At 64.5% G+C, this 19,350-nt stretch carries 16 protein-coding genes; 7 read left to right on the top strand and 9 right to left on the bottom strand.

Features of this window, described 5'->3' with window-relative positions:
- The first annotated feature begins 127 nt into the window (after window positions 1–127).
- Genes K7I12_RS07165 through K7I12_RS07155 form a run of 3 tightly spaced genes read left to right on the top strand, consistent with a single transcriptional unit; the run spans window position 128 to window position 3,184 of the window.
- Window positions 128–1,363 carry a hypothetical protein gene (locus tag K7I12_RS07165; RefSeq protein ID WP_231663707.1) on the top strand — a complete coding sequence of 412 codons (1,236 nt, stop codon included), beginning with the start codon at window positions 128–130 and terminating at the stop codon, window positions 1,361–1,363.
- A gap of 13 nt (window positions 1,364–1,376) precedes the next feature.
- On the top strand, window positions 1,377–2,582 hold the full coding sequence (locus K7I12_RS07160) for a YbfB/YjiJ family MFS transporter (protein WP_231663705.1): 1,206 nt from the start codon (window positions 1,377–1,379) through the stop codon (window positions 2,580–2,582).
- Window positions 2,582–3,184, top strand: coding sequence for a glutathione S-transferase N-terminal domain-containing protein (locus K7I12_RS07155; protein ID WP_231663703.1), 603 nt, complete (start codon window positions 2,582–2,584; stop codon window positions 3,182–3,184). The genes K7I12_RS07160 and K7I12_RS07155 overlap by 1 nt, the downstream gene beginning before the upstream one ends.
- Window positions 3,185–3,278: 94 nt before the next feature.
- Here K7I12_RS07155 and K7I12_RS07150 read toward each other — a convergent pair whose 3' ends face one another.
- Window positions 3,279–4,160 (bottom strand): PhzF family phenazine biosynthesis protein, encoded by an 882-nt coding sequence (locus K7I12_RS07150; protein WP_231663701.1) that lies wholly within the window; start codon window positions 4,158–4,160, stop codon window positions 3,279–3,281.
- A 377-nt stretch (window positions 4,161–4,537) separates the two neighbouring features.
- On the opposite strand from K7I12_RS07150, the gene K7I12_RS07145 reads away from it, so the two are divergent.
- On the top strand, window positions 4,538–4,741 hold the full coding sequence (locus tag K7I12_RS07145) for a type II toxin-antitoxin system RelE/ParE family toxin (protein WP_231663699.1): 204 nt from the start codon (window positions 4,538–4,540) through the stop codon (window positions 4,739–4,741).
- A complete protein-coding gene (locus K7I12_RS07140) occupies window positions 4,728–5,021 on the top strand; it encodes a HigA family addiction module antitoxin (RefSeq protein ID WP_231663697.1) in 294 nt (97 codons plus the stop codon). Before K7I12_RS07145 ends, K7I12_RS07140 begins: the two co-directional genes overlap by 14 nt.
- A gap of 179 nt (window positions 5,022–5,200) precedes the next feature.
- On the opposite strand, the gene K7I12_RS07135 is transcribed toward K7I12_RS07140, so the two are convergent.
- Genes K7I12_RS07135 through K7I12_RS07125 form a run of 3 tightly spaced genes read right to left on the bottom strand, consistent with a single transcriptional unit; the run spans window position 5,201 to window position 8,740 of the window.
- On the bottom strand, window positions 5,201–6,517 hold the full coding sequence (locus K7I12_RS07135) for a 2-oxo acid dehydrogenase subunit E2 (RefSeq protein ID WP_231663695.1): 1,317 nt from the start codon (window positions 6,515–6,517) through the stop codon (window positions 5,201–5,203).
- Between the two features lie 32 nt (window positions 6,518–6,549).
- A complete protein-coding gene (locus tag K7I12_RS07130) occupies window positions 6,550–7,527 on the bottom strand; it encodes an alpha-ketoacid dehydrogenase subunit beta (RefSeq protein WP_231663693.1) in 978 nt (325 codons plus the stop codon).
- The gene (locus K7I12_RS07125; protein WP_231663691.1) at window positions 7,520–8,740 is read right to left on the bottom strand and encodes a thiamine pyrophosphate-dependent dehydrogenase E1 component subunit alpha; all 1,221 of its coding nucleotides are present in this window, start codon (window positions 8,738–8,740) and stop codon (window positions 7,520–7,522) included. The genes K7I12_RS07130 and K7I12_RS07125 overlap by 8 nt, the downstream gene beginning before the upstream one ends.
- Before the next feature lie 316 nt (window positions 8,741–9,056).
- Here K7I12_RS07125 and K7I12_RS07120 point away from each other — a divergent pair, with 316 nt between their 5' ends.
- Entirely contained in the window at window positions 9,057–10,991 is a 1,935-nt protein-coding gene (locus tag K7I12_RS07120) for an aconitate hydratase (protein ID WP_231663690.1), read from the top strand.
- On the opposite strand, the gene K7I12_RS07115 is transcribed toward K7I12_RS07120, so the two are convergent.
- The 4 genes from K7I12_RS07115 to topA form a co-directional block, all read right to left on the bottom strand.
- A complete protein-coding gene (locus K7I12_RS07115) occupies window positions 10,976–11,476 on the bottom strand; it encodes a LabA-like NYN domain-containing protein (protein WP_231663688.1) in 501 nt (166 codons plus the stop codon). The two genes, K7I12_RS07120 and K7I12_RS07115, sit on opposite strands and share 16 nt — an antisense overlap.
- Before the next feature lie 110 nt (window positions 11,477–11,586).
- The gene (locus tag K7I12_RS07110; RefSeq protein ID WP_031382965.1) at window positions 11,587–11,826 is read right to left on the bottom strand and encodes a hypothetical protein; all 240 of its coding nucleotides are present in this window, start codon (window positions 11,824–11,826) and stop codon (window positions 11,587–11,589) included.
- A 118-nt stretch (window positions 11,827–11,944) separates the two neighbouring features.
- Entirely contained in the window at window positions 11,945–12,403 is a 459-nt protein-coding gene (locus tag K7I12_RS07105; protein WP_231663686.1) for a DUF6586 family protein, read from the bottom strand.
- A complete protein-coding gene (gene topA / locus K7I12_RS07100; RefSeq protein WP_031382963.1) occupies window positions 12,400–15,030 on the bottom strand; it encodes a type I DNA topoisomerase in 2,631 nt (876 codons plus the stop codon). Before topA ends, K7I12_RS07105 begins: the two co-directional genes overlap by 4 nt.
- A gap of 426 nt (window positions 15,031–15,456) precedes the next feature.
- On the opposite strand from topA, the gene pyk reads away from it, so the two are divergent.
- Window positions 15,457–16,929 carry a pyruvate kinase gene (gene pyk, locus K7I12_RS07095; protein WP_031382962.1) on the top strand — a complete coding sequence of 491 codons (1,473 nt, stop codon included), beginning with the start codon at window positions 15,457–15,459 and terminating at the stop codon, window positions 16,927–16,929.
- A gap of 205 nt (window positions 16,930–17,134) precedes the next feature.
- Here the strand turns inward: pyk and K7I12_RS07090 are convergent, their stop codons facing one another.
- On the bottom strand, window positions 17,135–19,348 hold the full coding sequence (locus tag K7I12_RS07090) for a DUF3141 domain-containing protein (protein ID WP_231663684.1): 2,214 nt from the start codon (window positions 19,346–19,348) through the stop codon (window positions 17,135–17,137).
- Window positions 19,349–19,350 lie beyond the last annotated feature (2 nt).

The following is a 19,350-nucleotide window of genomic DNA, read 5'->3' as shown; positions in this document are numbered from 1 at the left end:
TGTGTCTCGACGCTGGGTAATTGATCAAAACGTGACCGATTCTTGCTGAATCCAGCATGAAGAGCTGGCCTGATCACTCAGCAGGCCGAACTCGCGCCAATGGTGCAATATTCAGGCTAGCGCCTCGGTGGCCATCGAGGGAATGGGCCTGACCGCGATCGATGCCATTGCAGCGCTGACGGTTGGCCGTGGGGGGCGATTCCATCGTAATGTCGAGACTGGTGAACTCATCTACCAGCCGTCTGGCCAAGAGCCGGCCTTAGCCCTGTATTCGCGTAGTGGACTGCCCCTGTCGGCTCGCGCTGAGAACCAGAAAGGGGTCTCGGATCAATATCGGGCGCGTTTTCTGACCCGGGCACAAGTCATTAGGTGGCAAGCCGAGAAAGGCCCCGGCGAGCTGGACTTCTTTGCTGACGTCTTCCCATTGCTGGTCCGAGACATGGCCCATGCCTATTACCTGGCCCATGCCCGCCAACGACATGGCGAGGCCTTTGCCTCCCTGCTCGATGAGACCCTAGTGCGCCTTGATACCAACTCGGCCGAGGCCATCCTCAGGCGTTGCTGCACAGGGATCCCCCTATTTACTTGGCAGTCTCTAGTCGACCCTATTCCCGAAGTAGCACTACAGAACCGAGGGGTTTACCAAGTCTGGCTGCGCACGTTCCTCGAGACGGACCTGGAGGAAGCCCGTCGGGGTAACGTCGACAGCCCACTGAAGGCGGCTTGTGATGTACTGCGCGATGTTCGGGATAACCTGCGCGATGCCATCGACTTCGGGGCCCTCTCCGCCAGCTCGCATCGAGAATTCATGGGCGAGTTTGTGCCGGCAATGAACCGCTTGGCCGTAGGCCCTCCGCTGGAACGTATCGAGGAATGGTTGGCGCTAGCCAAGGCTGGCTATTTGGATCTCGGGTTTGGGCCCGGCGCCTACGCCGCAATGGACCCCGAACAAGCCTCCTTCATGGTAAACAGCCCATTGTTTCCTCAAGCCAGCTTCCGGGCCGACGTATTGGTCAGAGCGCGGGTTCCCAAATCCTCTCCTGCCATCGATCAGTCGATATTCACTCAGCGCCTGCTCGAGCGGGGGGTAATCCAGCCATTCTGTAATGGCGATGTCGAAATAGGCGGGATCGAGGTCGACGCCGACCTGCATATCGTCTCGGCCGAGGGAGAGGCGCTAGACAATGCTTGGGCACTGGGCACGGTGTGTGAGGGCGCAAAATTCTATACTTACATCGTGCCTCGCCCCCATGTGAACTCCACTGCCCTGGTCGATGCCGGCCGGACGGTGGGCGAGTTGTTCACCAGAGCCCGGTTGAAGCGAACCTCGCCCGAGCAGCCAATCGCCAATACCGCCGTCTAACAAGGACAGCAGCATGGTTCACAAGAAAGACCTCCCTGCCCTGCTAACGGGCATTATGGCCACGCTTGCCGGCATCGGCGTGGCCCGTTTTGCCTACACGCCGCTGTTACCGGCGCTGATCCAGGAACAGTGGTTCAGCGCCAGCCAGGCCGCCTATCTGGGCGCCGCCAACCTGCTCGGCTACTTGATAGGAGCGCTTGCCGCCCACACCCTGTCGGAGCGCTACTCGCCACGGATGGTGATCGGGTTGAGCTTCGCGGGCATCGCCCTGAGCTTTCTGCTCTGTGCCGGACCGGCCAGCTTCACCTGGTTCTTTGTCTGGAGGCTGGTCTCGGGCATCGCCGGTGCGATCCTGATGGTCGTCGGGCCTTCGATGGCGCTGGCAGCCACACCAGCCGATCGGCGTACCAGCGTGGGCGCGTTGGTCTTTACCGGCATCGGCCTAGGAGCATTGCTTTCAGCATGGGTGGTCCCGCTGCTGCTTGAAGCCAGCCTGTTCGCCACTTGGATCGCCTTGGGGCTGGTCGGTCTCGTGGCCGGGATTGTCTGCGATCGTGGACTGACACACCTGGCCACGTCAGCCACGCCATCTTCTCGGGAAGCCAATACCCAAGAGGCACACGCCGGTATGGCCATGGTCGTGTTGCTGGTGATCGGCGCCTACGCCCTGGATGCCGTGGGCTTCGTGCCGCACACGGTGTTCTGGGTCGATTACCTGGCCAGGGAAAACGCGCTGGGCAACCATGCGGCTGCCCTGCAGTGGGGCATCTTTGGGGTGGGGGCCGTCTGCGGCCCGTTGATTGCCGGTGCCGTAGCGCGACGGCTCGGCTGGCATCGGGGCCTGGCATTGGCGTTTGCCGCCAAAGCCGCCGCGGTCGCTCTGCCCGTGCTGTCCCTGGCGTTACTCAGCCGGTCGGTTTCTTCGTTCGTGGTCGGCGCCATGATCCCTGGCATCGTAGCCTTGACGTCGGGGCGGCTTGCCGAGCTGGTCGGCCCAGCCGCGCACAAGAAGCTTTGGGGACGGGCCACCGCCGCTTTCGCTGCGGCCCAGGCCGCAGCAGGCTATGGCATGTCCGCCCTCTATGAGCTCTGGGGTACGTATACCCCACTCTTTGCCATCGGCGGTTTCATGCTCGCCGGCGGCCTGACCTTGATCCTTCTCAGCCATGGCGTGCAAGAGCGCCACGGCGTTGCCACCCCCGAACCCTGGAGACACTAATGGAACTCTTTCTGAACGCGACGTCCCCCTATGCCCGCATGGTACGCATCGTTGTGCTGGAAAAAGGCCTGGCAGAGATGGTCACTCTGCGCTGGTGCGATCCATGGACCGACGATGCCGCACTGCTCGATGCCAACCCCGCTGGACGCATTCCCGCATTGATTATCCAGGACGGCACCGCACTGAGCGAGTCGTTCATAATCGCCTTTTACCTTGATGGGCTTGGACGCAGCGAGCCGATCATTCCTACGGCCCGCTTGAATGAGGTCCTGCATCTGGCCGGACTCGGCCAAGGCCTGATGGATGGCGCTTTTACCACGGTGATCTCCAGGAAACATTTGGGTAGCGAGGTCGACGATAGTGTGCTGGGCCAGCGGCGTTGGCGGGCCATGCAGCGGATCCTGGATCGGCTGGAAACGGAGCTCGACGAATCTCGGGTAGCGCCGGCAATGACCCTCGGGGAGATCTCTGTCGCGGTGGCGCTGGATTATCTGGGCTTCCGGCTACCCGAAGCGAACTGGGCCAGTAGCCGGCCCCGGCTTGAGGCCTGGCATCGGCGAGTCATTGCCGGACAAAGTTTCCAGGAGACGGCCTTCAAGTAAGAAGCCTGAATCCTTTCACCCGGCCACGTTATTTTTCAACAAGGAATATACGTGGCCTGATCCTGATCCTATCCATGGCAGCGACAGCAAGACGTTACCCGTGTAAACGGAGCATGCCCTTTCCTAACACTACCGCCTGCCCTGCGATTCGAATTGTCATGCTCTCCTTGCTACGTTCTGCCTCGGCGAATATACGGCTGGGTCGCCCCATTTCGACGCCCTGCCGGATCTCCCAACGCCACACGCCGGGGCCTTGCCTGGATGCTGCCAGCTTGCCTGCCAGTGCCGCAGCAGCACTGCCGGTAGCCGGATCTTCGCGTACCCCGCCTTCCGTTGAGAACATCCGACAACGCAGGGAACCCGCCTGACCGGTAGTGCTGTCGGCTACATAGAGGTAAATCTGCTCGTACCTGCTGGGTGTAACCCATTCTTTCCAGACGCTGGGAGAGGGTAGAGCACGTCCGAGCGCGTCCAGAGAGCCAAGCTCGATGAGGTGATACGGTAGCCCACATGAGGCCAGCACGGGATCGCTGATGATCTGGCCTTCACCCAACCCGAGCAATTGAGCGGCGGTGGTCCGGGTTAGCGTGCTGTTTCGAATCTCCACCGACTGTGCCGTCGTGAAGCAAGCCAGATCCTGCTTAAAGGTCACCCCAAGCGGCCCGACCTCGGCTTCGAGGATGAGGGGGCTGTCGCGTCTTGCTAGCTCCAGTTCCGCCAGCAGGTGGGCGGTGCCTACCGTCGGATGGCCAGCGAAGGGCAACTCCATGGTTGGCGTGAAGATACGAATAGGGAAACGATCCGGCGCGTTGGTCTGGCCCACGAAGACGGTTTCGGAGAGGTTCAGCTCATTGGCGATGGCCTGCATGTTTTCGCTGCCGATTCCCTCGGCAAACGGGAAAACGGCCAACGGATTCCCCGCGAAGGCATGATCGGTGAAGACATCGAGCAGGTAATATTCGGCGCGGCTGGCCATGAAGTTCCTCCTGTTAATGCGGCTTATCAACCACATAAGGCTTGTTGAAAGCTCTCATACAAAGAGAGTCGGGGGCATCCGGGTATTTCACATGCCTCAAACGAGACGCAGTATGCCGCCCGAGCCCCTCCGATAGTGAACAAGCTTTATAGCCCTGTCGCTTGCCGAGCGACGGGAGCGTCTGCTCGGTAGTTGATCGTTACTTACCTTGGAGACTACAGTTATATAGATCATGTGGCTGGCACCTCATCTGGTGCGAGGCGCCAACATTCCTATTTACATGTAAATGCATACTCCTCATCAGGTCAGCTGCAACTCATCCAAGAGCCTAAAGCCCTGTTGTTGCGCGATGCGCACCAAGCTACCATCATTCATCCATGATTAAATCATTCCGCCACAAGGGACTAAAACGGTTCTATTCGACTGGCAGCACGGCTGGAATACAAGCAGATCATGCCAAGAAGCTGCGTGTGCAGCTTGCCGCTCTTGGTACCGCCACATCAGTGGAAGACATGGACATTCCTGGCTTCCGGCTTCATCCATTGAAGGGCAGAACAATTATCACTAATGACTATGCATAATCCGCCGCATCCGGGTGAGTTCATTGGGGAAGTGTGTCTGGAGCCTTTCGGTATTAGTTCTCGTCAGCTCGCCTCAAGCCTTGGGGTTTCGCCTTCGACACTGTCCCGATTGCTCAAAGGGGACAGTGGTATTAGTCCGGAAATGGCATTGCGGCTATCAAAGGTTCTTGGTCGCACGCCGGAAAGCTGGCTGGCAATGCAGGCTATGTATGACCTCTGGGTGGCGCGAAATACGGTCAACCTGGACGACATCCATCCTCTGAATTTCGAGGCAGCCTAACCAGGCGTTCCGGAACGCCAACTGCGCTGTGTCCATCGTATAGCAGGCTGGCCAACGACACGCCCGGGCTCGACCAGAGACCAAAGTTCATCGGGTAAGCGTTGCTAACCATACCGTCAATCTAGACATGGCTGAGGCCGGCTTAAGGGTTTTGAAAGGCACTGCTGTGTCATCTCGAGCTATGTCATCTCGAGCAGCATCGATTGCGGGTCTTCGAGGTAGCCCTTCCACTGATTGCAGAAGCGCGCGATGGTGCCGCCGTCGATGATCCGGTGATCGCCCGACCAGGTGACGGTCATGATCGCCCGCGAGACCACCTGCCCGGCGGCGTCGAAGCGCGGCAGCCACTGCGTGCGGCCCAGCGCGACGATCGCCACCTCCGGCAGGTTGATGAGCGGCGCGGCGTAGGTACCGCCCAGCGCGCCGATGTTGGAGATGCTGATAGTGCCGTCGGCGAGATCCGCCTGGCCGACCCGGCCCTCGCGGGCGGCCTCGGTCAGCCGCGCCACTTCACGGGCGATGTCGAGCAGGCTCAACTGCTCGACGCGCTTGACGTTGGGCACCAGCAGGCCGATCCGGCTGTCCACCGCCATGCCGATGTTGCAGTGCGGCTGGTAGTGGATCTCGCTGACGGCGGCGTCGACCCGGCTGTTGAGCAGCGGATGGGCTTGAAGCGCCAGCGCCAGCGCCTTCATCACCAGCGGCATCAGCGTGAGCCGCGTGCCGGCCGCCTCGGCCTGCGCCTTGAGCCGCTCGCGCAGCGCCAGCAGCTCGGTGACGTCGATCTCGTCGCCGTAACTGAAATGCGGGATCGTCGTCGCCGACTCGACCATGCGCTTGGCCATCACCGCGCGCATGCCGCGAATCGGCTCGACCCGCGCCGCGCCCCCGCTAGCCGTGGGCGCGGCTTGCGACGTCTGACGCGGCCCGTCGCCGCGCCTGTCGAACGCCAGCACGTCCTCCTTGAGCACCCGACCGTGCTTGCCGGAGCCGGGGATCGCCGCCAGCGACACGCCGAGCTCGCGCACCAGCCGGCGCACCGCGGGGCTGGCCGGAATGCGCCCATGCGGGCCACCGGCGGATTGATTCGGCGCGTTGCGTGCCGTTTCGTCCTGGCGCGCAGGCGCGCTTGCCGCCTGGCGTTCGGCCGGCAACTCGACGGGGGGCGTGACCGCCTCGGGATGGCCGCTGTCGCGCGCGGGTTCGCGCTCGGCGGCGTCCTGCGTCGCGCCGCTGTCCGCGTCGTCGTCTTCCGCGCGCTCCAGCGGCGTGTAGGCGAACAGCGGCGAATGCACCCGGGCATTCTCCTGCTGTTGATAGTAGAGCCGCGTCACTCGTCCGGCCTCGGGCGCGGTGATCTCGACCAGCGCCTTGTCGGTCATCACCTCGACCACCGGCTGGTCCTCCTCGATGGTGTCGCCCTCGCCGACCAGCCATTTGACCAGCTCGCACTCGACGATGCCTTCGCCGATGTCCGGCAGTATGAAATCGCTCATGATTGTCTCCTGAAATCGCCGGGCTGCCGGTTCTAGAATTCGATGGTCTGCTTGATCGCTTCGAAGATCTTCAGATGATCGGGCAGATACTCCTTCTCCAGGGTCAGCGGGAACGGCGTATCCAGTCCGGTCACCCGGGCGATCGGCGACTCCAGGTAGAGAAAGCAGCGGCTCTGCACGGTGGCAGCGATCTCGGCGGCGAAACCGCCGGTCAGCGGCGCCTCGTGAGTGATCACCAGCCGGCCGGTCTTGAGCACCGACTCGACCAGCGTCTCGGCGTCCCAGGGCAGGATGCTGCGCAGATCGATGAGCTCACAGGAGATTCCCTGCTTGGCGGCGAGCTCGGCGGCCTTGCCGGCCACCTCCATCTGCGCGCCCCAGGCCAGCAGGGTGATGTCATCGCCCTGCTGGGTGACTTCCGCCTTGCCCAGCGGCAATTGGTAATCCTCCGCGGGGACCTCGCCGGTGGAGGCGCGGTACAGCCGCTTGGGCTCGAAGAACAGCACCGGGTCCGGGTCGCGGATCGCCGCCAACAGCAGGCCCTTGGCCTGGTGCGGATTGCGCGGCACGACGATCTTGAGCCCCGGGGTATGGGCGAAGTAGGCCTCGGGCGACTGCGAGTGGTAGAGCCCGCCGGAGATGCCGCCGCCGTAGGGCGCGCGCAGGGTCAGCCCGCCGACGTTGAACAGATTGCCCGAGCGGTAGCGGAACTTGGCGGTCTCGTTGACGATCTGGTCGAAGGCCGGAAAGATGTAGTCGGCGAACTGGATCTCGGCGACCGGCACCGAGCCCTGCGCGGCCAGGCCGTTGGCGAAACCGACGATACCCTGCTCGACCAGCGGGGTATTGAAGCAGCGATCGCGCCCGTACTTTTCCTGCAGGTGGCTGGTGGCGCGAAAAACCCCGCCGAACACGCCGACGTCCTCGCCGAAGCAGATCACCTTGTCGTCGGCGGCCATCGCCGTATCCAGCGCCTGGTTGATGGCCTGCAGCATGTTCATCTCAGGCATCGCGCGCACCTCCTTGATCAGCGTCAAGCGTGGGCGCGCTCTTGGGGTAGGCCTCGGGATACTTGCGGATATGCGTCTTGAGCGCCTCGAGCTGGTCGGCGAGTGCCGGCGTCAGCTCGTGATAGACGTCGCTGACCAGGCTGTCGAGCGGCGGCGGTGGGCGCTTCTCGGCGCGTTTCATGGCCTCGAGCACCTCGCGACGTCGGCTTTCCTGCTCCTGCTTTTCCGCCTCTTCGCTCCACCAGCCCTGGCCCTCGAGCCACAGCTTCATGCGCAATACCGGGTCCTTGTCGCGCCAGGCTGCCTCCTCCTTGCGGCTGCGATAGCCCGAAGGGTCGTCCGACGACGAGTGCGCGGCGAGACGGTAGGTCATCGCCTCGATCAGCACCGGCTGGTTATGCTCGACCGCCAGCTTGCGCGCCTCCTGGGTGGCCTGGTAGACGGCGAGGATGTCGTTGCCGTCGACGCGGATCACCTTCATGCGATAGCCGAAGGCGCGCGGCGCGATGCCGTCGGCGGAAAACTGCTCGACCGCCGGGGTGGAGATCGCGTAGCCGTTGTTGCGGCACAGGAAGATCACCGGCACGCGATGCACCGAGGCCATGTTGAGCGCGGCGTGGAAGTCGCCCTCCGAGGCGGCGCCCTCGCCGAACAGGGTGATCGTGCAGTGGCCCTCGCCGGCCAGCTTCTGGCCGTAGGCGTAGCCGGTGGCCTGGGGAATCTGGGTCGCCAGCGGCGAGGAGATGGTCAGGTAATTGAGCGTTTTGGAGCCGTAGTGCACCGGCATCTGCCGGCCGCGGCCGTAGTCGCGGTCGTTGCCGAACAGCTGGTTCATGAACTCGTCGACGCCGAAGCCACGATAGGCCAGCGCGCCCTGCTCACGATACTGAGCCATGATCATGTCGGCGTCGTCGAGTGCGGCGGTGCTGCCGATCACCGTGGCCTCCTCGCCGGTGGACTGCATGTAGAAGCTCAGCCGGCCCTGGCGCTGGGCGGCGAGCATGCGCTCGTCGAGCACCCGGGTGAACAGCATGGCGCGATAGATGCACAGCGCCTTGTCCTTGTCGAGCGGCGGAAGCTTGGCGTTTTTGTAGGGCGTGCCGTCCTGCTTGAGCAGCTTGAAGACGGGAATCTGGAACTCGTCGCCGTTCATGAAATCGGGCCGGTGAACGACGCTGGGCCTTGTTGTTGTGCTCATCGTTGTTGTGCTCATCGGATCTTTCCTGGTCGGCGCCCGGATCGCAGGCGCGTTAATTGCGCGATATACGCCGTACGAGTCGCGACTACCTTGTGGGCTGCCGGCCCCGCCGGCCGGGCAGACTCGCCTGATTGACGTTAACGTAAGATAGAGGATCGATGCGGCAACGTCAGCCGCCATGGCATGCAACGTTAGTCGCGGGCCGTGAGCTTTCTACACTGACTGCGAGTTTTCTACACTGACTGACAGTACGGCAGCAACAGCACGGCGGCTGACGCCGACAGTCACATCACATGCGCGGCGCAGGACCAGGGCCGCGAGAGGAGACAAGATGGCCATGAACGTGGCACACAAGCTGATCGACGCCCATCTCGTCGAAGGTCGTATGGCGCCGGGCGAGGCGATCGCACTGACCATCGATCAGACACTGACCCAGGACGCCACCGGCACCATGGTGATGCTCGAACTCGAGGCGATGGGCCTCGAGCGGGTCAAGACGGAAGTTTCGGCGCAGTACGTCGACCACAACCTGATCCAGGGCGACAACAAGAACCCCGACGATCACCGTTTCCTGCAGAGCGCCGCCGCGCGGCTGGGCGTATGGTTCTCGCGGGCCGGCAACGGCGTCAGCCATCCCACCCACCAGCAGCACTTCGGCAAGCCCGGCAAGACCCTGCTGGGGGCGGACAGCCACACCCCGGCCGCCGGCTCGATGGGCATGCTGGCGATCGGCGCCGGCGGTATCGACGTGGCGATGGCCATGGCCGGCGAACCCTTTTATCTCAAGATGCCCGAGATCTGGGGCGTCAGGCTGACCGGCGAGTTGCCCGACTGGGTCAGCGCCAAGGACGTGATCCTCGAGATGCTGCGCCGACACGGCGTCGACGGCGGCATCGGCCGGATCATCGAGTACCACGGCCCGGGCCTTGCGTGCCTGTCGGCGATGGATCGCCACGTGATCGCCAACATGGGCGCCGAGCTGGGCGCCACCACCAGCGTGTTTCCCGCCGATGATGCGGTCAAGCGCTTCCTCGACGCGGCGGGCCGCGGCGACGATTTCAGCCCGCTCGCCGCCGACGAGGGTGCGCGCTACGACATCGACGAGGAGATCGACCTGTCCCGGCTCGAGCCGCTGATCGCCAAGCCCTCGAGCCCGGGCAACGTCGTACCGGTAAGCGAGATCGCCGGCGAGAGCCTCTCCCAGGCGTATATCGGCTCTTCCGCCAATCCCGGCTATCGGGATTTCGCGATCGCCGCCGAAATGCTCAAGGATCGCCGGATCAGCGACTGGGTATCGTTCGACATCAACCCCACCTCGCGCTCGATCCTCGAGACGCTCGATCGCGACGGCCACGTGCTCAGCCTGCTGGGCGCCGGCGGGCGACTGCACCAGGCCGGCTGCAACGGCTGCATCGGCATGGGCCAGGCCCCGGCCAACGACAGCAACAGCCTGCGCACCACGCCGCGCAACTTTCCCGGCCGCTCCGGCACCCGCGAGGACCGGGTCTTCCTGTGCAGTCCCGAGACCGCCACCGCCTCGGCGCTCAACGGGGCGATCAGCGATCCGCGCGATCTCGACTTCGCCTACCCGCGCGTCAGCGAGCCCGACGATCCACTGATCGACGTTCGCGATCTGATGCCGCCATTGGAGCCCGACGCCGCGCGCAAGGTGGAATTGATCAAGGGACCCAACATCGCCTCGCTGCCGGAATTCGAGGCGATCGCCGACCGTCTGGAACTACCGGTGCTGCTGAAGATGCACAACGACGTGTCGACCGACGAGATCATGCCGGCCGGCAACGAGGTGCTGCCGTATCGCAGCAATATCCCGCGCATCGCCGAATTCTGCTTTCGCGGCATCGACGAGGAGTATCCGCAGAAAGCCGAGGCCAGCGGCGATCACTGCGTCATCGCCGGGCGCAACTACGGCCAGGGCTCGAGCCGCGAGCACGCCGCCATCGCACCGCGCTACAACGGCCTGCGAGTGGCCATCGCCAAGAGCTTTGCGCGCATCCACTGGCAGAACCTGGTGAACTTCGGCGTGCTGCCGTTGCGCTTCGACGATCCCGGCGATTACGACACCCTGGAAAGCGGCCAGACGCTAACCTTCGAGGGTGTGCACGAGACCCTGAAGCAGGGCGATCGCATCGCCGTCCAAAGCGATGACGGCGAAATCGTGCTGCGCCACGACCTGACCCCGCGCCAGGTCGAGATACTGCTCGAAGGCGGACTGGTCAACTGGATGAAGCGTCACCGCGAAGGCTGAGCCGGGCGCGCCGCCAGCAGCAGCGGCGCGTCGATGGCGATGAACGGCGAGGCCGCGCGCACCAGCGCTTCGGCGCTGAGTCGAGCGACGCCGTAGACCTCGACCGGGACCGCGAAGCGCTGGCCGACACGCTGCACCAGCAGCGCGAAATCGCCGTCGCCGGACACCAGTACCAGCCGGTCGACGCGCTCGGCGAGTTCGATGGCATCGAGGGCAATGCCGACGTCCCAGTCGCCCTTGGCCGAGCCATCGCAACGCTGGATGTAGGGCTTGAGTTTCACCTCGAAACCGATGGCGCGCAGGATGTTCTGGAACTGGCGCTGCTTGTCGTCGCCGCGGTCGACCGCGTAGGCGTGGGCCGCGACCACCTCGCGCCCGGCGCTGGCCTGCGCCCAGAAGGCGTTGTAGTCGAAATGCCGGCCGAACGCCTGGCGAGTGGTGTAGTAGACGTTCTGCACGTCGACCAGAATGGCTACACGTTGCATGCCGCCCCCTCGTTGGTTACCGGATGGATCAGGAGCGTGCTGGCTAGCGGGTACGATTCAGGCCCGCCATGGATTTCATTCATGAGCGGGCACGGCGAAGTGCCCGACAGTCAATGCATCGTCTCGGGCAGCGACGTTGCGTCCTTCTCGCCCTCCCACAGGGTGGTCTGGGTTATCGCGTGATCGATCATCTTCCGGGCCACCTCGAAGCGACTCTGACTCAGCAGCTCGGCGGCTTCCTCGGAGATGCGAATGCTCAACAGCGGCTCGCCCTCGCCTTCATCGGCCGGGCGCAACACGAATTCGCCATCGGCGAGTTCGACGATTTCCAACACGGCAGTCTCTGACACGGTCACCTCGATTCATTGCGCCATGGCTGGTTATTCCTTGGCAACAAAAAACGACCACGGCATACGGCCCTGGTCGTTGTTCTCTCGTTAACAGCCTAACACTCAGCGTGCCTGGCCGTCACCACTCGACGCTGGTTTCGCGCAGCGCGGCGAGCTCGTCCTTGAAGCCTTGCAGACAACCGCGCAGCTCGTCGCCCAGGGTCACGCGATCGGCGGCGACGATCAGCGAATCGCTCGCCTCGCGCCGCGCCGCGCCCTCGACATCGTGCAGCGCATGCAGTCGCAGACAGAGCCTCGCCAGCCAACTTTCCGGGTCGTCGCGCAGCACCCGCAGGCGGCGCAACTCGGCGACGCCTTCATCCTGGCCTTCCAGCAGTTCCCGCCAGTCGTGACGCTTAAACGCAGCATGCTCGGTGAGTTCGCGCAACGCCGCGTCGAGCGCCAGCTCGGCAAGCGCCAGCGTGCCCTCCTCGATCGCCATGTGCCGCGCCGCGGCATGCTCGTCGTCGCCGGGCTCGCAGGCGAGCAGCAATTCGGCCTGGTAGAGCAACTGGTTGGTGCGTCCTCGGGGAGTCACTTGCGCTTGTCCTCGATCTGCCAGCGGCCGTCCTCGTAAATCGCCTTCCAGCCGGTGGCCCTGCCCTCCTCGTCGCTCATCACGTACTGGCTCTTGGTCTTGCGCGAGAAGCGGATCTGCGCCGGCCGGCCGTCGGGGTCCTGGGCGGGAGCCTCGAGCAGGAAGTGATACTTCTCGGGCAGCTCCTTGGCGTGGGCCTTGAGTTCGGCGACCAGCGGCGCGCGGGTCTCGCGATTCTTGGGAAACTGGCTGGCGGCCAAGAACAGCCCGCTGGCGCCGTCGCGCAGCACGTAATGGTCGTCGACCTTCTGGCAGGCCAGCTCGGGCATCGGGATCGGGTCCATCTTGGGCGGCGCCACCTCGCCGCTTCTAAGCAGCTTGCGGGTATTCTTGCAATTCTCGTTGGTGCAGCCGAAATACTTGCCGAAGCGGCCCGACTTCAACTGCATGTCGCTGCCGCACTTGTCGCACTCGATGGTCGGCCCTTCGTAGCCCTTGAGCTTGAACTTGCCGGACTCGATCTCGTGGCCGTCGCAATCGGGGCTGTTGCCGCAGATATGCAATTTGCGGGTCTCGTCGATCAGGTAGCTGTCCATCGCCGTGCCGCACTTGGGGCAGCGACGCTTGGCGCGCAGCGCATCGGTCTCGGCGTCCTCGCCGGCCTCGGCGGCGACCGCCTCGTCGCCGGGAATCAGGTCGATGGTGGTCTTGCAGCGCTCCTTGGGCGGCAGGTTGTATCCCGAGCAGCCCAGGAATACCCCGGTCGAGGCGGTGCGAATCTGCATCTTGCGCCCGCACTTGGGGCAGTCGATGTCGGTGGGCACCGGCTGGTTGGGGCGCATGCCGTCCTCGCCCTCGGCTGTTTCCAGCTTGGCCCGGAACTCGGCGTAGAAGGCGTCGAGCAGCGTCCGCCAGTTGCGCTCGCCTTCGGCGACCTCGTCGAGGCTGTCCTCCATGCGCGCGGTGAAGCCGTAATCCATCAGGTCGCTGAACGATTCGGCCAGCCGGTCGGTGACGATGTCGCCGAGCTTCTCGGCATAGAAGCGCCGGCTCTCGAGCTTGACGTAGCCGCGATCCTGAATGGTCGAGATGATCGAGGCGTAGGTCGACGGCCGGCCGATGCCGCGCTTCTCCAGCTCCTTGACCAGGCTCGCCTCGGTGTAGCGCGCCGGCGGCTTGGTGAAGTGCTGCTGCGGGTCGAGGCGCTCGAGCACCATCGCGGTGCCCTCGGCCAGATCGGGCAGCGTCTGGTCCTCGTCCTTCTTGCCGGTCGGCTTCATGACCCGGGTATAACCGTCGAACTTGAGCACGCGGCCCTTGGCGCGCAGCTCGAAGCCCTGGGTTTCCACCGTCAGCGTGGTCGACAGGTACTCCGCCGGGGTCATCTGGCAGGCCACGAACTGGCGCCAGATCAGCTCGTAGAGCCGCTCGGCATCGCGCTCCATGCCGGCCAGGTCGGCGGCGGTGCGCGTCACCTCGGAGGGACGGATCGCCTCGTGGGCCTCCTGGGCGCCCTCCTTGCTCGAATAGCGCAGCGGCGCTTCGGGCAGGTAGCGCTGGCCGAACTGACCCTCGATGTAGTCGCGCACACCGCTCACCGCTTCCTGCGAAAGATTGGTGGAATCGGTACGCATGTAGGTGATGTAACCCGCCTCGTAGAGACGCTGGGCCAGGGTCATGGTCTTCTTCACCGAGAATCCCAGCCGGCCGCTGGCGGCCTGCTGCAGGGTCGAGGTGATGAACGGCGCGTTGGGCTTGGAGCGGGTCGGCTTCTCCTCGCGGGCGGTGATCTCAAGATCGGCCTTGTGAAGCGCTGCGATGCGCGTAAGGGTCTCGGCCTCGGAGGTGGGCCGGAACGGCTTGCCGTCCTGGCGCACCAGTTCGAAGCGTATCGGCTCGCCTGCTGAACTGACCAGATCGGCATGCACGTCCCAGAACTCTTCGGGAACGAAGGCGCGGATCTCGCGCTCGCGCTCGACGATCAGGCGCACCGCCACCGATTGCACGCGCCCGGCGGACAGCCCGCGGGCGACCTTGCTCCACAGCAATGGAGAAAGCATGAAACCCACCACCCGGTCGAGGAAGCGCCGCGTCTGCTGCGCCTCGACCCGCGGCATGTTGAGGCTGCCCGGCTCCTTGAAGGCTTCCTGAATGGCGTTCTTGGTGATCTCGTTGAACACCACCCGCTTGTAACGTTCGTCATCGCCACCGATGGTCTCGCGCAGGTGCCAGGCGATCGCCTCCCCCTCGCGGTCCAGGTCGGTGGCGAGATAGATGGTGTCGGCCTTGCTGGCCAGCTTGGCCAGCTCCTCGACGACCTTCTCCTTGCCCGGCAGGATCTCGTAGTTGGCCTGCCAGCCATGCTCCGGGTCGATGCCCATGCGCCGCACCAGCTGATGCCAGGACTTCTGCTTCTGGTAGACAGCTTTCTCCTCGGGGGACATCTTGCGTGTCGCCGCTGCCTGCCTGGCGCGCTCCTTGGGATCGCTGACGTTCTTGCCGGAGCCGCTGGTCGGCAGGTCGCGAATGTGGCCGACGCTCGACTTCACGATGAAATCGTTGCCGAGGTACTTGTTGATCGTCTTGGCCTTGGCTGGCGACTCAACGATGACCAGTGACTTGCCCATAGTGCTCCACTTTCTACGTGTCGAGTCCGCATGCATGACGCGGCGACGTGTACGACGTACCGAACGCGAACGCCGGTGACAAAATGCGCTTACCCTACCCCAGCCATCCGCTGGGCGCCAGTCGCTGCATGGCGTCAAGTGCGAGGCGGGTTTTCATGACACTAGACGCGCGGCCAGGCTTGGCGCAAGCCTGCCATGGCGGCCGGCCTGGTCCCACACTGCGCTCGGTCGGACGCGCGGAGTCGGGGATCGCGCGGCTTTCACGTCCGGCGACAACGTGCTGTACTATGATGTAGTAAAATGACTACATGTTGTCGCAGGCACGACCGCCAGGCTTGTTGACGTGGACTTCCGCACAAGCACTTTGCATGGCGGACGATCGTTGCCACCTTTATAGAGACAGTACCGAGCAGTAAGGAGCTTCTCATGCCGGACTTGCACGGCCATGCCCCCCTTCGCCGCACCAAGATCGTCGCCACCCTGGGCCCCGCCAGCGATCGCGAGGGCGTACTCGACGAACTCATCCGTATCGGCGTCGACGTGGTGCGGCTGAACTTTTCCCACGGCTCGCCCGAGGATCATCGCCGCCGCCTGAGTGCGGTGCGCGAAGCCGCCGAGCGTCATGGTCGCAGCGTCGCCGCGCTCGGCGACCTGCAGGGCCCGAAGATTCGCATCGCCCGTTTCGCCGACGGCGCGGTTACGCTCGTCGAGGATCAGACGTTCATCCTCGACGTGTCGCTTGCGCGCGATGCCGGCGATGCCACCCAGGTCGGTTGCGACTACAAGACGCTGGCCGACGACGTCAGCGCCGGCGACGTGCTGCTGCTCGACGACGGCCGCCTCGAACTGGAAGTAATCAAGGTCGAGCCACCGCGGGTCCATACCACGGTGCGCGTCGGCGGCAAGCTGTCCAACAACAAGGGCATCAACAAGCAGGGCGGCGGCCTGTCGGCGGCGGCCCTCACCGACAAGGACCGCGAGGATCTAAAGACCGCCATCGATATCGGCGTCGATTACCTCGCGGTGTCGTTCCCGCGCTCGGCGGCCGACATGCAGCTGGCCCGCGAGCTGCTCGGCGAGGCCGGCGCCGAGATCGGCCTGGTGGCCAAGATCGAACGCGCCGAGGCGGTCGCCGACCCCGAGGTGATGGACGACATCATCCGCGCCTCCGAGGCGGTGATGGTAGCCCGCGGCGATCTCGGCGTGGAGATCGGCGACGCCCAGTTGATCGGCGTGCAGAAGCGCCTGATCCAGCGCGCGCGTAGCCTCAATCGCGCGGTGATCACCGCCACCCAGATGATGGAGTCGATGATCACCTCGCCGTTGCCGACCCGTGCCGAGGTGTTCGACGTCGCCAACGCCGTGCTCGACGGCACCGATGCGGTGATGCTCTCCGCCGAGACCGCCGCCGGCGACTACCCGGTCGAAACCGTCGAGGCGATGCAGCGCCTGTGCCTGGGCGCCGAGCGCGAACGCAGCATCCAGGAGTCCAAGCACCGCATCCACGAGGATTTCACCCGCATCGACGAAACGGTGGCGCTATCCGCAATGTACGCCGCCAACCATCTGGCCGGCGTGGCGGCGATCGCCTGCATGACCGCCACCGGCTACACGCCGCTGATCGCCTCGCGCATCCGCTCGGGACTGCCGATCGTCGGACTGGCCCACAGCCCCATCGCCCAGCGGCGCATGGCGCTGTATCGCGGCGTGGTCTCGCTGCCCTTCGACACTACCAACATTCCGCCCGAGGAGCTCGATGTGCGCGCCCTGCGATTGCTCCGCGACCGCGGCATCGCCGAGCCCGACGATCATGTGATCCTGACTCGCGGCGATCACATGAACGCGCATGGCGGCACCAATTCGATGAAGATTCTCGACCTGGACGCGGCGTCGTCATGAGCGGTGAGGTCAGCGGCCCCGAGCGTCCGCGACGCCAGATTCAGCGCACCCTGCCGGCGAGAAAGCGCATCGCGCTGATCGCCCATGACGCCAAGAAGACGGAACTGCTCCAATGGGCGGGACGCTGGCACGAGACCCTCGCCAAGCCCGGCCACATGAAAGCCCCCTGGCCCGCCGTGCCGATCAGGGGTTTTCGAGCGTTACGTCACGCCGGCCCGGGTCTGGCTTCCGGCTTGGCCCGCGCGAACAATTCGCGCACCCGATCGAGGCGTGACTGGGTACGCTCGGACAGCGGCGCACTGGCCTCGACGACATGCTCGATGTGCGCAAGATGCGCGTCGATGGCCTGTGCGTTCTGGCCCTCGAGCAGGGTTGGCAGCGCCTCCAGGGCCGCCGGCGAATCCAGCTTGAGAATGAAGAACTGCTCGCGGACCAGCGCCTTGAACGTGCTCAGATTGATATCCGGCTCGATCTGGGCACGGGTTTGCTTGAGCCGCTGGAAGTTGCGCTCGTCGGTGGATGGCGCGCCCCCCAGCACGAAGATCAGCGCGCGCATCACTGCGTGATGGCTGTCGCCCTCGGCGATCCGTCCGCGCAGCGCCTCCATGCGCTGGGCGATGAAGCGGCCATGCTCGGGCTCGAGCCCGGGGCGACGGTTGGGCAGCTCGCCACGGTCGACGCCGAGCCCGGCCAATGTCTGCAACCAGGGCTGACCGTAGGTCTCCAGAAACAGCCATTCGATGCCTTGGTCACGCACGTCGCGCAAGACATTGAGGGCGTTGACGATCTGATCCGAGAGCATGCTCTCGGCGACCCGAAACGGGTTGTCGTTGCCGACCGCAGCGCGGTTGGCCTTGACGAAATCGGCCATCACCGGCAACGGCACGCTGGCCGGATTGCGATCCGAGAGCAGCTTGTAGCCCAGCCGGATGGGGTGCATGCGGCGTATCCAGCGCGCCGCCTCGGGGGTCACGATCGCCTGCATCCAGGGCTGCGCGTAGCGCTGGTATATCCCCAGATTGATCTCCGAGACCCTGGCCAGGGTGGCGAAGCGCCGCTCGTCCTCGTGGATCGGCTGGACGATGGCGTTGACATCGTCGAGATCGCGCGGGGTGAACTCGAGCAGGTAATCGCCATCGACATGCTGCGCTGCGGACCCGTCACCGGGCCGTTCGTTGACTGCGGTCTCGTAGAGCCCCGGCGGCAGGATATCGATGTAATCCATGTTCTCCGTGAACTCGGCGTGCTCCTTGCGCGAGACGCTGCCCGAGACGAAGATGCCCAGATGGCCGGTGGTATCGTGGACGCAATAGACGATGGTCTGGTCGTTGGCCTGGATGTCGTCGACACTGCCGTAAAGATCGCGAATCCAGCCCAGCGCCTGGGGCGGCGGCGTGATGTCGTCGCCCTTCGAGCAGAACACCACGATCGGCGAGCGCACGTTGCGCAGGTCGATGCGCCGGCCGTCGCGGGTCTGCAACTGGGCGCTGCTCAGTCGGTTGCCGATGAACAGATTGTCGACGATATACTGGATCTCGGCACCGTCGAGGACCACGTGGCCGCCCCACCAGCGCTCGAATTCCAGATAGCGACGCGCCTCGCTGTCGACGTTGGCGAACAGGTTGTACTGCTTGCTCCACAGCGTATTGGCCGGATTGAGCTTCTCGAAGTTCTGCACCAGCCAGGCGCCATCGAAATTGCCCGCCCCCAGATCGCTGGCGAAGGCGGTCAGCCAACTGCCGCCGAGCATCCCGCCGGAGTAGCGCATCGGCGCCTTGCCGCGCTCGCCCGCCCAGTAGGAGAGCGGCGCGCCGGCGATCAGGATGGGCCCGAAACAGTCGGGCTCGAGCGCCGCCGCCATCATCAGCTGCCAGCCGGCCTGACAGTTGCCGACGACCATCGGTTTCTCGTCGGTCTGCGGGTGACGCTCGATGATCTGACGCAGGAAATGCGCTTCGGCCTCGACGACGTCCTCCACCGTCTGCCCAGGCACCGGAAACGGCAGAAAACCGATGAAGTAGCAGGGATGACCGGCGCGCAGCGCCACGCCGATCTCGCTGTCGGGCTTGAAGCCGCCGATGCCCGGCCCATGACCGGCACGCGGGTCGACGACCACGAACGGGCGCATGTCGTCGTCGACGATAACGCCCTCGGGCGGCAGCACGCGCATCAGCTCGTAATTGACCGGACGCGGCAGATCCCGCCCATCGACCAGCATCTCGGTCGCGAAGCCCAGCACGCTGGGACGGGTCTTTTCCATGTGCTCGAGGTACTGGTTGCCGCGCTGTCGCATGACATCCAGATAGAGCACGCTGCGCTCGGCGGCGTCACGCCAATAGTCGATGGCGGCGCGACCGATCCCCAGCGGATCCCAGAAGGTCGTGGCCGCCTGCGCCATGGAGGCATAAAGAGACAACATGG

The organism is Halomonas sp. IOP_31, from assembly GCF_021151495.1.
Lineage (GTDB): Bacteria > Pseudomonadota > Gammaproteobacteria > Pseudomonadales > Halomonadaceae > Modicisalibacter > Modicisalibacter zincidurans.
This window is presented reverse-complemented; position numbering and strand designations above follow the sequence as displayed.